13 protein-coding genes, 1 tRNA gene and 1 pseudogene are annotated in these 13,497 nt (G+C 63.7%); 14 read left to right on the top strand and 1 reads right to left on the bottom strand.

Annotation, left to right across the window (positions count from 1 at the left end; translation table 11 throughout):
- The first annotated feature begins 14 nt into the window (after positions 1–14).
- The 14 genes from U0S50_RS12080 to U0S50_RS18535 all read left to right on the top strand — a co-directional run bounded on the left by U0S50_RS12080 (position 15) and on the right by U0S50_RS18535 (position 12,489).
- Positions 15–1,202: an XrtA/PEP-CTERM system-associated ATPase gene (locus U0S50_RS12080; RefSeq protein WP_322309013.1), complete on the top strand. Its 1,188-nt coding sequence runs from the start codon at positions 15–17 to the stop codon at positions 1,200–1,202.
- A gap of 45 nt (positions 1,203–1,247) precedes the next feature.
- Positions 1,248–2,108 (top strand): XrtA system polysaccharide deacetylase, encoded by an 861-nt coding sequence (locus U0S50_RS12075; RefSeq protein ID WP_322309012.1) that lies wholly within the window; start codon positions 1,248–1,250, stop codon positions 2,106–2,108.
- Between the two features lie 5 nt (positions 2,109–2,113).
- A complete protein-coding gene (locus U0S50_RS12070; RefSeq protein WP_416194992.1) occupies positions 2,114–3,196 on the top strand; it encodes a FemAB family XrtA/PEP-CTERM system-associated protein in 1,083 nt (360 codons plus the stop codon).
- Positions 3,196–4,401, top strand: coding sequence for a TIGR03087 family PEP-CTERM/XrtA system glycosyltransferase (locus U0S50_RS12065; protein ID WP_322309011.1), 1,206 nt, complete (start codon positions 3,196–3,198; stop codon positions 4,399–4,401). Before U0S50_RS12070 ends, U0S50_RS12065 begins: the two co-directional genes overlap by 1 nt.
- A complete protein-coding gene (xrtA, locus tag U0S50_RS12060; protein WP_322309010.1) occupies positions 4,398–5,894 on the top strand; it encodes an exosortase A in 1,497 nt (498 codons plus the stop codon). Before U0S50_RS12065 ends, xrtA begins: the two co-directional genes overlap by 4 nt.
- 9 nt (positions 5,895–5,903) lie before the next feature.
- Positions 5,904–7,799: an XrtA/PEP-CTERM system amidotransferase gene (locus U0S50_RS12055; RefSeq protein ID WP_322309009.1), complete on the top strand. Its 1,896-nt coding sequence runs from the start codon at positions 5,904–5,906 to the stop codon at positions 7,797–7,799.
- 79 nt (positions 7,800–7,878) lie between these two features.
- Positions 7,879–9,072 (top strand): GNAT family N-acetyltransferase, encoded by a 1,194-nt coding sequence (locus tag U0S50_RS12050; RefSeq protein ID WP_322309008.1) that lies wholly within the window; start codon positions 7,879–7,881, stop codon positions 9,070–9,072.
- The gene (locus U0S50_RS12045) at positions 9,069–9,935 is read left to right on the top strand and encodes a cupin-like domain-containing protein (RefSeq protein WP_322309007.1); all 867 of its coding nucleotides are present in this window, start codon (positions 9,069–9,071) and stop codon (positions 9,933–9,935) included. Before U0S50_RS12050 ends, U0S50_RS12045 begins: the two co-directional genes overlap by 4 nt.
- 141 nt (positions 9,936–10,076) lie before the next feature.
- Entirely contained in the window at positions 10,077–10,295 is a 219-nt protein-coding gene (gene infA / locus U0S50_RS12040) for a translation initiation factor IF-1 (RefSeq protein ID WP_003049127.1), read from the top strand.
- Positions 10,292–10,882 (top strand): Maf family protein, encoded by a 591-nt coding sequence (locus U0S50_RS12035; RefSeq protein WP_322309006.1) that lies wholly within the window; start codon positions 10,292–10,294, stop codon positions 10,880–10,882. The genes infA and U0S50_RS12035 overlap by 4 nt, the downstream gene beginning before the upstream one ends.
- Complete coding sequence (locus U0S50_RS12030; protein ID WP_322309005.1) at positions 10,875–11,858, top strand: ribonuclease; 984 nt, start codon at positions 10,875–10,877, stop codon at positions 11,856–11,858. Before U0S50_RS12035 ends, U0S50_RS12030 begins: the two co-directional genes overlap by 8 nt.
- Positions 11,848–12,042, top strand: coding sequence for a DNA gyrase inhibitor YacG (locus U0S50_RS12025; RefSeq protein WP_322309004.1), 195 nt, complete (start codon positions 11,848–11,850; stop codon positions 12,040–12,042). Before U0S50_RS12030 ends, U0S50_RS12025 begins: the two co-directional genes overlap by 11 nt.
- Positions 12,043–12,138: 96 nt before the next feature.
- Positions 12,139–12,214 (top strand) — tRNA-Phe (locus U0S50_RS12020).
- 164 nt (positions 12,215–12,378) lie between these two features.
- Complete coding sequence (locus U0S50_RS18535; protein WP_416194988.1) at positions 12,379–12,489, top strand: SEC-C metal-binding domain-containing protein; 111 nt, start codon at positions 12,379–12,381, stop codon at positions 12,487–12,489.
- A gap of 405 nt (positions 12,490–12,894) precedes the next feature.
- On the opposite strand, the pseudogene U0S50_RS12015 reads toward U0S50_RS18535, so the two are convergent.
- Positions 12,895–13,377: pseudogene (locus U0S50_RS12015) on the bottom strand (transposase); the annotation flags it as partial.
- Between the last annotated feature and the right edge of the window lie 120 nt (positions 13,378–13,497).

Here is a 13,497-nt window from a genome sequence, read left to right as displayed (position 1 = left end):
CAGGAATTATTGCGATGTACGATCAATTTTACGGCTTTACCGGGCGTCCGTTCCAGCTCACACCGGACCCGCATTTCTATTTCGAAAGCGGAACGCATCGCAAGGCCATGTCCTATCTTGGCTATGGTTTGGCGCAGGGCGAAGGGTTTATTGTCATCACCGGCGATGTCGGTGCTGGCAAGACCACGCTCGTCGGGCATTTGATGAACACAATCGATCCCAACCGGCTGACGGCTGTGAAACTGGTGTCCACGCAGGTCGAAGGCGACGATCTGCTGCGTCTGGTAGCCGAACAATTCGGTCTGGAGTGGGAAGGGCAGAGCAAGGCCGAACTGCTGCGTTCGATGGAACAATATCTGCGCGAACAGGCGCGTGCTGGAAAGCGCACGCTGCTGATCGTCGACGAAGGGCAGAATCTTGCGATCTCGGCGCTCGAAGAGCTACGTATGCTCTCCAATTTTCAGCTTGGCGGCCATTCGCTGCTGCAGATATTCCTGCTCGGCCAGCCCGAATTCCGTCAGACCCTGTTCCATTCGCCGAGTCTGGAGCAGCTGCGCCAGCGGGTAATCGCTACTCACCATCTGGACCCGATGGAGCCCGAAGAGGTCGAGCCCTATATCCTTCATCGGCTTGGCAAGGTCGGATGGACCGGTAACCCTAGCTTCAGCCCCGAGGCGTTCGAACTGATCTTCGATTATAGCGAGGGTGTACCGCGCAAGTTGAACGTATTGGTCAGCCGCCTGCTGCTGTTTGGCGCGGTCGAGGAATTGAACCGTATCGGCGGACATCATGTGCGTAGCGTCATCGCCGAGATCGAATCCGATCGGGGTATCGACGAAGCGTCGCTGGCGCCGCTTCCAGTCGAAGAGATTGTCGCGGAGGCGGTCGTCGTGACAGCTCCGGTCGAATGGCCGCAGCCTGCGGCGGCGCCTGAATCGCGTGGTCCCTTTGCGGCGCCGCCAGTCGGGAACGACGAAGATGTGCTCGAACTGGTGCCAGCGGCGGCTGTTGCCTCTTCGCTGCCTTCGGGGGCGAGTGAAGAAGAAGTGACGGCGCTGCGCGACCGGATCACGGCGTTGGAGGGGCGTTTGGCCGAACAGGATGTGGCATTGCGCCGCGTCCTCGACCTGCTGATCGAATGGGTTGAGCGCGATCCGGAAAATGCGCCGAATCCGGCAACGTCGCAGGTCTGGGCGGCCTGACGGTCCGCCCTTCCTCTGCTATGCGGTCGATGAAGGTGAAGGAAAATGCAGAACGGCCTGTCGGTCGACGTGGAGGACTGGTTTCAGGTCGGCGCCTTTGAGCGGACGATCGACCGTGCCGATTGGCCCACACTCGAATGCCGGGTGGAGGCGAATTGCGATGCGGTGCTTCAGATTTTCGCCGATGCCGGGGTGCGGGGTACCTTCTTCACTTTGGGCTGGATCGCCGAGCGCTACCCGGCGCTGATCGGGCGCATTGTCGCGGCGGGGCATGAACTCGCAAGCCACGGTTACGATCATAAGCGCGTTTTCACGATGACCGCCGATGAGTTTGCCGCCGACCTCAAACGGACGCAGGTGATCCTGGAGGATCTGGGCGGAGCGGCGGTGCGCGGTTATCGCGCACCCAGCTTTTCGGTCGACGCGCGCACCCCTTGGGCACATATGGTGCTCGCCGAACAAGGCTATGCCTATTCTTCCAGTGTCGCGCCCGTCGTCCATGATCATTATGGCTGGCCACAAAGCCCGCGCCATGCGTGGATGCCATTGCCCGACAGCGATCTGGTGGAATGGCCGGTGACGACGGCGCGCTTCGCCGGGCGGACGCTGGCTGCGGGCGGCGGCGGTTTTATGCGGATGCTCCCCTATGCCTTTACCCGCTGGGCGGTTGCCCGAATGAATGCGGAGGGGCATCCTGCCATTCTCTATTTCCATCCCTGGGAAATCGACCCCGATCAGCCGCGTGTCGCGGGAGCGCCGCTTAAATCGAAAATACGTCATTACAGCGGCTTGTCGGCAATGGCCGGCAAGTTACGAAAACTTCTTGTCGATTTCGAATGGACCCGTGCCGACGCCCTGTTGGCCGCGCAGCAAGGCCGCGCGCAGCCGTGGCGGGCGGCGGCGTGAGTGGGTTGCAGCCGGAAGTGATCGCGGCGGAAGGGGCAGGTGGCAAGATTCCGTCCGCTGTGCCGTTGTCCGATGGCGCCGCGTGGGATGCCTATGTCGCGGCCCACCCCGATGCTACACCCTTCCACAGCCGCGCCTGGTGCGAGGCGATTACCCTGGCGACGGGGCATCAATGCCATCTCGTAACGGCGCGCGCGGCCGATGGCGCGCTCACCGGCTTGTTGCCGCTTCATCATGTCCGCTCGCCGCTGTTCGGACAGGCGCTGGTGGGGAGCGGTTTTGCAGTCGATGGCGGCATATTGGCCGACGATCCCGCTATTGCCGCAACATTGTCCGCTGGCGTGGCAGATATGGCACGCACGCTCGGCGTGCCGTCGGTTGAACTGCGCGGCGGTGCGCTGCCCGAAGGGGATGGCTGGTGCCGCGAAGCCGATGTCTATGCGGGTTTCGTACGCGACCTCGCGGCCGATGATGACAGCGAATTGCTCGCCATTCCGCGCAAGCAGCGGGCTGAAGTGCGCAAGGCACTGGCAAGCGAATTGCGCGTCACAACGGGACGCGATGCCGACGAGCGCCGTGACCATTATCATGTCTATGCGACCAGCGTGCGCAACCTTGGAACGCCGGTGTTCCCGCGGTCGCTGTTCGATGCGGTGCTCGATGCCTTTGGCACGGATGCTGACATATTGACGGTGCGCGACGGAGGCGGGCGCGCGGTTGCGAGCGTTCTCAGCCTCTATTGGCGCGGCACAGTCATGCCTTATTGGGGCGGTGGGCTTGCCGAAGCACGCGGGCTGCGAGCCAATGAGCTGATGTATTATGCGCTGATGGGCCATGCGCGGCGACGCGGTGCAATGCGCTTCGATTTCGGTCGTTCAAAGCTTGGGACCGGCCCCTATGCCTATAAGAAGAATTGGGGTTTCGAACCGCGCTCGCTGGTCTATGCGCGCTGGCTGGCGCCGGGTGAAAAACCGCGGGACACCAATCCCAACAGTGCCAAATATCGGCTGCAGGTCGACCTTTGGAAACGGCTCCCCCTGTGGGCGGCGAACCGGGTCGGACCGCTGATCGCGCGCGGGCTTGGCTGATGGCCGAAATATTGTTCCTCGTTCACCGGGCGCCATGGCCGCCCGATCGCGGCGACCGCATCCGCAGCTGGCACATGTTCGAAGCACTGGCAAAGCTGGCGCCGGTTCATGTTGCGGCGCTTGCCGACAATTCCGCTGATGCGGCGCTGGCGCGCGAGAAGATGGCGCCGCTTTGCCGGAGTCTGACGGTCGAGGTTCGCGGCGTGTCGCGGCCGCTCGCGCTGGCGCACGCGGTATTGCGCGGCGAACCGGTATCGAACCGACTGTTCCGCAGCCGCGCGCTTGGGCGCCATGTCGAGGCGCTGCTGGCGCGCGGCACGATCACCCACATCGTGGCCTTTTCGGGTCAGATGGCGCAATATGTTCCCGCTGGTTTCGGCGGGCCGGTGATCATGGATTTCGTCGATGTCGATTCGGCGAAATTTGCCAGCTACGCCGAACAGGACAAGCGCCAGCCGCTCCACTGGGTCCATGCGCGCGAAGCGCGGGTGCTCGGCGCTTTCGAGGCAAAGGTTGCGCGTGACGCTGATGTCAGCCTGTTCGTCAGCGAGGCCGAAGCCGCGCTGTTCCGCGCCCGCAGCGGCCTGTCGACCGACCGGGTGCGCGCGGTCGAAAATGGCATCGACACGGCGCGCTTCGACCCGGCGCAGCCGATGGAAATGGTAGGCCAGGGCGAAGGGCCGCTGGCGGTGTTTACAGGGCAGATGGATTATCGGCCGAATATCGACGCGGTGCGCTGGTTCGTGGCCGACGTTCTGCCTCTAATCCGCCGACAGCATCCCGCCGCCCGCTTTGCGATTGTTGGCCGAGCGCCGACCGACGAGGTCCGGACTCTTGGCGCGATACCCGGGGTGATCGTCACGGGCGAAGTGCCCGATGTCCGGCCTTGGCTGACCGCCGCCGATGTGGTGGTTGCGCCGCTTTTGCTGGCCCGCGGGGTGCAGAATAAGCTGCTCGAAGCAATGGCGATGGCGCGGCCTGTCGTTGCCAGCGCCGCCGCCGCGACGGGCATCGATGCACAGGACGGCACGCATTTGCTCGTCGCCGACACGGCCGAAGCAATGGCGGAGGCGGCGGGGCGATTGTTCGGCGATCGGGCTACGGCGGAAAAAATGGGCCATGCGGCACGGGCCAGGATGATCGCGCGCTATGGCTGGGACGCCCGCCTGGCTCCGCTTGGCGCGTTGTTGGGGCTCGCCGCATGACCGTTGCCCCCTCTGCGGCGCTCTGGAAGCGGCATCTGACCGCGCTCGTCTTGCTGGCCGGCCTCATACTTCTCCTGTTTCACCGTGATGCTTTGGATATGGCGGGCATCTGGTGGCACAGTTCGACCTTTACCCACTGTCTGCTGATGGTCCCCATGATCGGCTGGCTGGTGTCGCAGCGCATCGCGCTGCTGCGCCCGCTGGTGCCGGCTTGGTGGTGGCCGGCGCTCGTCTGGATGGCGGGGGGCGGGCTGGTGTGGCTCGTCGGCGAAGCTGCGGGGGTTGCGCTGTTCCGCCAACTCGGGCTGGTCCTGATGCTGCAGGGTGCAGTGGCGGTCACGCTGGGCGAAAAGCTGGTGCGCGCTCTGCTGTTTCCGCTCGCCTATGCGCTTTTGCTGATACCTTTTGGCGAAGAACTGGTGCCGCTGCTCCAGAATTTCACAGCCCATATCAGTGTCGCCTTGCTTCATTTGACCGGCCTGTCGGCGGAAATGGAAGGAGTGTTCATCACGACGCGGGCGGGTTTCTTCGAAGTCGCGGAGGAATGTTCGGGGGTCAACTTTCTGATCGCGATGCTCGCTTATTCGGTCTTTGCCGCACATCTGTGTTTTCGCAGCTGGACGCGGCGGATCGTCTTTGTCGTCTGTGCGCTTGCGACGACGATCCTCGCCAATGCACTGCGCGCCTATGGCACGATGGTCGCGGCCGAAATCTGGGGGATAGAGGCGGCGGGCGGCATCGACCATATTTTCTATGGCTGGATATTCTTCGGATTGGTGATCCTGCTGGTGATGCTGGTCGCGCGGCGCTGGTTCGACCGGCCTGCCGACGATGCGGCGGTCGACGTGTCTGGGTTAGAAGGCACTCCGCGCTTCACCGCCTCGGCGGGCGCCGCGCTGCCTATTGCGGTCGCCATACCCTTGCTGTTTGCCGGATGGGCGATGCTGGTCGGTGGTCGCTCTGCACCGCTGGCGCCGATGATGACGGTCGCGGCGCCTCCGGGGTGGAGCCGGGCGCCGCAACAAGGAACACCGTGGGCCGCGCGCTTCGACGGCGCCGACCGGCGGTTGGTTCGCCATTTCGAAGGGCCGGATGGCCGACGTGTCACCGTTGCGATCGGCGGCTATGAACGCCAGTCCGAAGGGCGTGAGGTGGTCGCATTCGGGCAAGGCGCGATCGATCCCGATGGCGGCTGGGCGTGGAGCGCGGCGCTCGACCCGATCGATGGTGCCAGAAGCGAACGCCTGCTGCACGCTGGACCGGTGCTGCGTGATGCTGCGACCTGGTATGTCGTCGACGGCCGCGTAACGGGCAACCCGCGCCGCGCCAAACTGGCCGAACTGTCGGCCCGATTGTTCAGCGGCGACCCGCGCGCCTTGTCGCTGGTCGTCTCTGCCGAACAGGGGCAGGGGGGGCGCGACGCGATCGCCGCATTCGTGTCCGCTTCGGGCGGTGCGCAGGCAATGGCTGACCGCGCGCTCAAAAGCCGCTAGACAGCCCATATGTGCGGTATCGCAGGTCTTTATCATCTGGAAACGGCAAAGCCGGTCGATCCGGCGCGGGTGCGCGCCATGCTGCAACCGATGCAGCATCGCGGTCCTGACGGGGCGGGCGAATGGACCGCTCCCGGCGTGGGATTGGCGCATCTGCGGCTCTCGATCATCGACATCGCGGGCAGTCCCCAGCCGATGGCCAGCGATGACGAGGCGGTAACGCTCACCTACAATGGCGAGATCTATAATTTCCGTGCGCTGCGTGCCGAACTGGAGGATCGCGGCCATCGTTTTCGCACCGAGGGCGATACCGAGGTCATCATCGCCGCGTGGCGGCAATGGGGTCCCGACTGCCTGTCCAGGCTCAATGGCATGTTCGCCTTTGCGATCCATGACCATATCCGCGGATGCCTGTTTCTCGCGCGTGACCGCCTGGGCGTGAAACCGCTCCACTATGCCCGCCTGTCGGATGGTTCGATTGCCTTTGCGTCGGAACTCAAGGGGCTGCTGCGGCACCCGCTCTTGCGTCAGGAAGCCAATCTGTCGGCGGTGGAGGACTATTTGGCGCTCGGCTATGTTCCCGACGACAATTGTATCGTGGCGGGGGTCGAGAAGCTGGCGGCGGGTCATTTCTTGCTGCTCGAACGCGGCAAGCCGGTGCCCGCGCCGACCTGCTGGTGGGCGCCCGATTTTTCGAAGCGCATCCGGGCGAACGAAGCCGAAGCTGCCGAGCATCTGATCCATCTGATGCGCACGGCAGTGACCGATCGTATGGTTTCCGATGTGCCGCTCGGTGCCTTTCTGTCGGGCGGGGTCGATTCCAGCGCGGTCGTCGCGCTGATGGCGGAGGCGAGTGCAAAGGCCGTCAAAACCTGCACCATTGGCTTCGATCAGGCGGCGCTCGACGAAACGGCCTATGCGCAGATGATCGCCGACCGGTTCGCGACCGACCATCGTACGCGGACCGTCGCCGCGTCCGATTTCGGGCTGATCGACCGGATCGCGGACATGTTTGATGAACCCTTTGCCGACGCCAGCGCGCTGCCGACCTACCGGGTCTGCGAACTGGCGCGCGAAGAAGTGACGGTCGCCCTGTCTGGCGACGGCGCCGACGAGGCGTTCGCCGGTTATCGCCGACTGGTATTCCAGCATCAGGAAGAACGGCTGCGTGGTTTGATTCCGGCGGCGCTGCGACGCGGCGTACTGGGACCGCTGGCACGAATATGGCCCCAGATGGACTGGGCGCCGCGGCCGCTGCGTGCTCGCGCGACGCTCGCCAGCCTGTCGAAAGGCGGGGCAGAGGGATATGCCGAAGCGGTCGGTGTCACCGGCCCCGGCCAGCGCGCGCGGCTGTTCAACGATGCGGCGCTTCGGGGATTGGGCGATCATGTCGCCGAGGCGCGCTATTGGCGGGCGATGGCCGAGGCGCCGGCGCGTGAACCGCTCGACCGCGCCCAATATGCCGACCTCAAAATCTGGTTGCCCGGCGATATTCTGACCAAGACCGACCGAATGAGCATGGCGGTCAGCCTGGAGGCGCGTGAGCCCCTGCTCGATTACCGGCTCGTTGAATTCGCCGCCAGCTTGCCGGCTTCGATGCGGGTGAAGCGCGGCACCGGCAAGGCGATCATGAAACAGGCGATGGAGCGCTATTTGCCGCACGAGATTCTCTATCGCCCCAAAATGGGCTTTGTGACCCCGGTGTCGCAATGGTTTCGCGGTGCGCTGACCGATCAGGCCCGCGGGCTTGCGACCTCATCGACGCTGGCGCGTTCAGGCTGGTTCGATATGGCGGAAATCGAACGTATCGTTGCGGCGCACCAATCGGGGCGGCGCGATCACGGGCGATTGATCTGGCAGTTTTTCATGCTCGAAAAATCTCTCGCCAAGCTGTTCGGAATCTGAGGGTCATGCCCGGAACACAGTCCGGGCATGGACGGCGCTGCCACCCGATCTTAACGCTTGGCTGTTATGCGCGCCTGCGATGACCGTGCATCCCGCCTTTCCTGCCGACAGCAGCCCAGTGGACCCCGAATTGGCCCCGCTGACGGTGCGTGTCGTGGATCCGCTGGCACTGTCGCCGATGTTGGCAGAGGCATGGGATCGGCTTGCGGCACAGGCGAGCGAGCCCAACCCCTTTGTCGAACGCTGGTGCCTGCAATCAGCGTTGCATCTGCTCGACCCTGATCGGCAGGCGCGTCTCGTGATGGTTCGTGACGGTTCTGATGGCCCGGTGATCGGCGTGATGCCGCTCATATTGTCCGCGCGCTACGGCCGCGTCCCGATCCGCCATGTTGCGGGTTGGGTGCATGCCAATCACTTTCACGGCGCGCCGCTGGTTCGCGCCGGATTCGAACGGTTGTTCTGGTCGATACTTCTCGGCTGGTGCGATGCGTCGCATTGGGCGCGGACGCTGCTGCATGCCCCGCGCTTGACCGAGGACGGCCCCTTGCATTGCGCGCTGATGGACGTTGCGCGCGTAAGGGGCAGGGAAGCCGTCACCGTGCACCACGAAGAGCGCGCCTTTCTCGACAGCGACCTGTCGCCCGGCGACTATTGGAACGCATCGGTGCGCGCCAAGAAGCGCAAGGAGTTGCGCCGGCAGGCAAATCGTCTCGCCGAACTGGGCGCAATAGGGTTTCGGCGCTGGCAGGTGGGCGAACGGGTCGACGATTGGGTTGATGCGTTTCTGCAACTGGAAGGAAGCGGGTGGAAAGGGCGCGAGCGTTCGGCGCTCGCCAGCCAAAATGACACCGCTGCCTGGTTTCGAGCCATCATAGCCGCCGGGGCCGAGGCAGGCCGGCTCGATATGCGAGCGTTCGAACTCGATGGTCGGCCGCTGGCGATGCTCATCAATTTTCTCAGTCCGCCCGGGGCCTTTTCGTTCAAGACGGCCTTCGACGAAGATTATGCTCGCTTTTCGCCCGGCGTGCTGCTCCAGCAGGACAATCTGGATATTCTTTCCGATGATCGTATCCGGTGGGCCGACAGTTGCGCGGCGCCGGATCATCCGATGATCGACAGCGTATGGCGCGAACGTCGGCGCCTAGTCTGGGTGAATGTGCCCCTGTCCGGAACGGCGGACCGCATAAGATTCGCTTTGCTGACCAGGGCGGAGGGCTTTTGGCGGCGTTGGAAAAACCGGACAACGACCGCCAAGCAACAGGACGCGCCATGACACTTTGCCAACCGATTGTTCCGCCTGTCTTTGCCGCCGATGCGCTGGAGGCGATGGGCGCCCTCTACCCTGGCCGCGCGGGTCCGCTGCGCCATCAACTGCGCGACCATCCGCTTCTGTCGATCGATGCGTTGGCCGACCTTGCCGATGCGCTGCCCGCGGCGCAGGTCGAGTATAATCCGGGCGACTTGCCGATCGGCATCGCGCCCGAGGATGTCCCGTCGAACGGTTTGTCGATCGGCGAAACGATCCGCACGATCGAAACAAACCGTAGCTGGGCGGTGCTGAAGAATATCGAGACTGAGCCTGACTATTGCACGCTGTTGATGGACCTGCTGAACGAACTGCGACCTGTCGTCGAGCCGTGCACCGGAGCCATGCTGACGCCGCAGGGGTTCATCTTCGTTTCCTCGCCGCAATCGATCACGCCGTTCCACTTCGATCCGGAGCATAATATTCTCCTTCAGCTTCGCGGGGCGAAGGTGATGAATGTCTGGCCCGCAGGCGACGAGCGGTTTGCGGACCGCCGGGAGCATGAACGCTATCATACCGGCGGGCATCGCAATCTTCCCTGGCGCGATGGGTTCGACGGCGACCAGCAGGCTATCGCGCTAGAGCCTGGCGATGCGGTGCTGATGCCGGTCATGGCGCCGCATTTCGTCGCCAATGGCGACGCTCCGTCTATCTCCTTGTCGATCACCTGGCGCAGCGAGTGGAGCTACCGTGAATCCGAGGCGCACGCCGCCAATGCGGCGCTGCGGAGACTGGGGTTCGACCCGAGAATGCCGCCGCGATGGCCGCGTCACGCCTATGTCAGAACGGTGGGCTGGCGGGTTCTGCGAAAAATGCGGCTGGTGTCCTGATCGCGGCTTGGGAAGGGGGAAAGGGGGCGCCGCCGTTTACGGCCGTCGCCGCCTCGGCGCCTCAAGTGACAGATGGCTTTCATTTGCGCGCATTTGGAGCTATGGGCGCCCATCCTATTTTTTCGAGCCCATAGAGGATTGATGGCGAAAGAAGAACTTCTGGAAATGCGCGGCCAGGTCGTCGAGCTGCTGCCCAACGCGATGTTCCGCGTCCGGTTGGAAAACGACCACGAGATTTTGGGCCATACGGCCGGCAAGATGCGCAAGAACCGCATTCGCGTGTTGGTGGGCGACGAAGTGCTCGTCGAACTCACCCCCTATGACCTGACCAAGGGTCGGATCACCTATCGCTTCAAGTGAGCGGCGCGGCGACATCTCCCGCGCTGGTTCTCGCTTCGACTTCGCCGCGCCGGCGCGAGTTGCTGGCGCGCATCGGTATCGTTCCGGCGCGCATTGCTGCCCCTGAAATCGATGAATCGCCGCTAAGGGGCGAAATCCCCCGTGCCTATGTCGCGCGCCTTGCAGAGAGCAAGGCGCTTGCCGTAGCGCGCGCCGCTGACGAGGTGGTCTTGGCGGGTGATACGACGGTAGCGGTCGGGCGCCGCATTCTGGAAAAGCCCGCCGACGAGGACGATTTGCGCGCTATGCTCGGTCTGCTGTCCGGGCGCCGCCATCATGTGTGGTCGGGCGTCTGCGTTGTGGGCCGGGATGGCAAGCCGCGTGTGCGGGTTGTCGATACCATCGTCGCGTTCAAGGCCTTGGCCGCCGAAGAGATCGAAAGCTATGTCGCAAGCGGCGAAGGGATGGGCAAGGCTGGCGGTTATGCGATCCAGGGCCGCGCCGAGGCATTCGTCCGCTTTTTGTCGGGAAGCCATTCGAACGTCGTCGGCCTGCCTCTTTTCGAAACCTATTCCCTGCTGACCGGCGCAGGCGTGTCGCTTGGCTGAGTGGCTCTACGAAGCCGGGATCGGCGAAGCGCGCGCGGCGCTCGTCGCTGGCGGAGACATTATCGAGGCCCGGGTCGAACGCGACCGGGATGGTCCACGGATCGGTGCTGTTCTTCGGGGGCGTTTGGCCGAGGGCGGGGCGCGGCCGCGCGCCGTGCTGGACGGCCCGGAGGGGTATGAGGCCACACTGGATTCGGTGCTGCCGGGCGCTTCCGTGGGTGCGTCGCTGATCGTCGAGATCACGCGCATGGCTTTGCGGGAACGGGGGCGCGACAAGGCGGCGCGGGGACGCATCGCCGCTTCGGGCCAGCTACCCGATGCCGGTCCCGATCTGCGCGCGCGGATAGCGCAAACCGGATTTCCGATTCATGACCTTTCGCCGGCGGGACCGGACCGGCTCGAAGAAGCGGGCTGGTCCGAACTTATCGATCGCATCCGGGCGGGCCGCTGGCCTTTCGGCGGCGGCGAGCTTTGGATCGATGCAACCCCGGCCATGCTATTGATCGATATCGACGGCGACGGCGACGCGTTCGCCCTGGCCCGTTCCGGGGCGGTTGCCGCGGCACAGGCGATACGCTGTTGCGGCGTGGGCGGCGCGATCGGGATCGATTTCCCTTCGCTGGCCGGGCGGGGCGACCGTCTCGCGATCGCCGAGACTATCGACGCATTGTTGCCGCCACCGTTCGAGCGCACCGCTGTCAACGGCTTCGGTTTTATGCAGATCATTCGCCGCCGTGAACGCCCCTCGCTGATCGAACAGGTGCGATTCGATCCGGTCGGCACTGACGCGGCACTGCTGCTGCGCCAGGCTGAACGGGCGCAGGGGACGGGAATGCTGCGGCTCGTCGCGCGCCCGTCGGTCGCCGATCATATCGTTCGGCACCCGCAATGGATCGAGCGGCTGCAACGCAGTACCGGTCGCTCGGTGGAAATCTGCCGCGATCAACAGGCGAAGGGAGTGGGGCATGCCCAGTAACGTGGCGAAAAAGGCGGGCAAATGTCCGCTTTGCGGCCAGCCGCGCGACGAGGTTTACAAGCCGTTCTGCAGCCGCGGATGCCGCGACCGCGACCTTCTTTCCTGGTTCGGCGAATCCTATCGCGTGCCGGCGCATCAGGCGCCCGACGGCACGGCCGATGTCGATCGTTACGACGAAGATTGAACGCGCGAAAATTCGTTTCAAAAGCCTCTGGACAGGACCCGATGGCCTGCCTATAGCCGCCGCTCGCCAGCACGGCCGTCCGGCCGTAGCAGCCTTGCCTGGGTAGCTCAGTTGGTAGAGCATGCGACTGAAAATCGCAGTGTCGGCGGTTCGATCCCGTCCCCAGGCACCACTTTCTCGACATCGATTGATCCCGCTCGCTTAAGATCAGCCAGCTGCACGTTTAGGGAGGGTTTCTGCTCTCTAAGAACCTCTTCGAGTCTACCTCCGTAACACATCCGCATAGGACGGAATCCGAAGCTTGATGAAAGACGGCCGAGCGCCAATGTTGCTATCATGGGAAAAATCGGCAGGAACCAGCATTGTCCTTGCGGGAGCAGGAGAAAACATAAACATTGCTGCGGCACGCACTCAACGGCGGACTCTGCGTGTCCACGATCTGTCTAGGCAGGTATTGATCGCAGGCACCAGGAGATCGAGGCGCTCCAGCGCCGCCGACAGCAGCAGCAGGGGCTAGGTCGCCCGATCATATCCGAGCAAGTCGCGGGGGGGGGCGAGCGGTCGCTGTGGGAAAGCGGCTCTATCATTCGATGAAGTGGTGCACTTTTCACGATTTTTTGCGCGACTATCTCCTTGGAAGCTTAGGAGCCGATTGGACCAACGCCGAGCAGGTGAAGCCAGTCAACGCGCGACATCCGATCATGCAATGGTATGCCCGTGCGGTGGAGCAGGCGAAGACTCTGCAGGTCGCTGACGGGACGATGATCAGCGGTCCGATTGTCCGTCGTCAGGACATTTGGCTCAGATCGCGGCGTAAATTAGCGGAGTGTGGGCCTCGTCCGGGGTTTGATGTTAGGCGGCGAGCTTGCGGTGCTGCAAGCGCCGATATTCGATGGTCTGTCGTTTGATCCTTTCACGCTGTTTGATGATGGCAGGTGCCCGGCCGAAGTAGGCATCGGCGGGCGTCACGTTGTTCAGGCTCTCGTGGTAACGTCGGTGATTATAATGGTCGATGAAGGCCTCGATCTTGGCTTCGAGGTCACCGGGCAGGAAGTAGTTCTCGAGCAGGATGCGGTTTTTGAGGGTCTGCTGCCAGCGCTCGATCTTGCCCTGGGTCTGCGGGTGCATCGGAGCACCGCGGACATGGGTCATCTTGTTGGCCTCGATATATTCGGCCAGTTCGCCCGCGATGTAGCTCGGACCATTGTCGCTGAGCAGCCTGGGTTTGTGCAGCACTGTGGCGCTGTCACATCCGGAAGCCGCCAGGGCGAGGTCCAGCGTGTCGGTGACGTCCTCGGCGCGCATGTTGGTACACAGCTTCCAGGCGATGACGTGCTCCCCTGAAATGTGACCGATTTTGAGTAGAGTCCGGCGCGAAGGAGTCGGACGTAATGAAGCGAAGCAGGTTCAGCGAAGAGCAGATCATCGCGATATTGAAGGAGCATGAGGCGGGGA

Origin of the sequence: Sphingopyxis sp., from assembly GCF_034380315.1 — a bacterium.
Taxonomy (GTDB): domain Bacteria; phylum Pseudomonadota; class Alphaproteobacteria; order Sphingomonadales; family Sphingomonadaceae; genus Sphingopyxis.
The sequence above is the reverse complement of the archived record's forward strand: the minus strand, read 5'-3'. Positions and strand labels throughout refer to the sequence as shown.

What these genes read in the sequence shown, in the direction of transcription:
- U0S50_RS12080 (WP_322309013.1), top strand. Translation starts at nt 15, where the DNA reads ATGTACGATCAATTTTACGGCTTTACCGGGCGTCCGTTCCAGCTCACA.
- U0S50_RS12075 (WP_322309012.1), top strand. Translation starts at nt 1,248, where the DNA reads ATGCAGAACGGCCTGTCGGTCGACGTGGAGGACTGGTTTCAGGTCGGC.
- U0S50_RS12065 (WP_322309011.1), top strand. Translation starts at nt 3,196, where the DNA reads ATGGCCGAAATATTGTTCCTCGTTCACCGGGCGCCATGGCCGCCCGAT.
- xrtA (WP_322309010.1), top strand. Translation starts at nt 4,398, where the DNA reads ATGACCGTTGCCCCCTCTGCGGCGCTCTGGAAGCGGCATCTGACCGCG.
- U0S50_RS12055 (WP_322309009.1), top strand. Translation starts at nt 5,904, where the DNA reads ATGTGCGGTATCGCAGGTCTTTATCATCTGGAAACGGCAAAGCCGGTC.
- U0S50_RS12050 (WP_322309008.1), top strand. Translation starts at nt 7,879, where the DNA reads ATGACCGTGCATCCCGCCTTTCCTGCCGACAGCAGCCCAGTGGACCCC.
- U0S50_RS12045 (WP_322309007.1), top strand. Translation starts at nt 9,069, where the DNA reads ATGACACTTTGCCAACCGATTGTTCCGCCTGTCTTTGCCGCCGATGCG.
- infA (WP_003049127.1), top strand. Translation starts at nt 10,077, where the DNA reads ATGGCGAAAGAAGAACTTCTGGAAATGCGCGGCCAGGTCGTCGAGCTG.
- U0S50_RS12025 (WP_322309004.1), top strand. Translation starts at nt 11,848, where the DNA reads ATGCCCAGTAACGTGGCGAAAAAGGCGGGCAAATGTCCGCTTTGCGGC.
- U0S50_RS18535 (WP_416194988.1), top strand. Translation starts at nt 12,379, where the DNA reads ATGGGAAAAATCGGCAGGAACCAGCATTGTCCTTGCGGGAGCAGGAGA.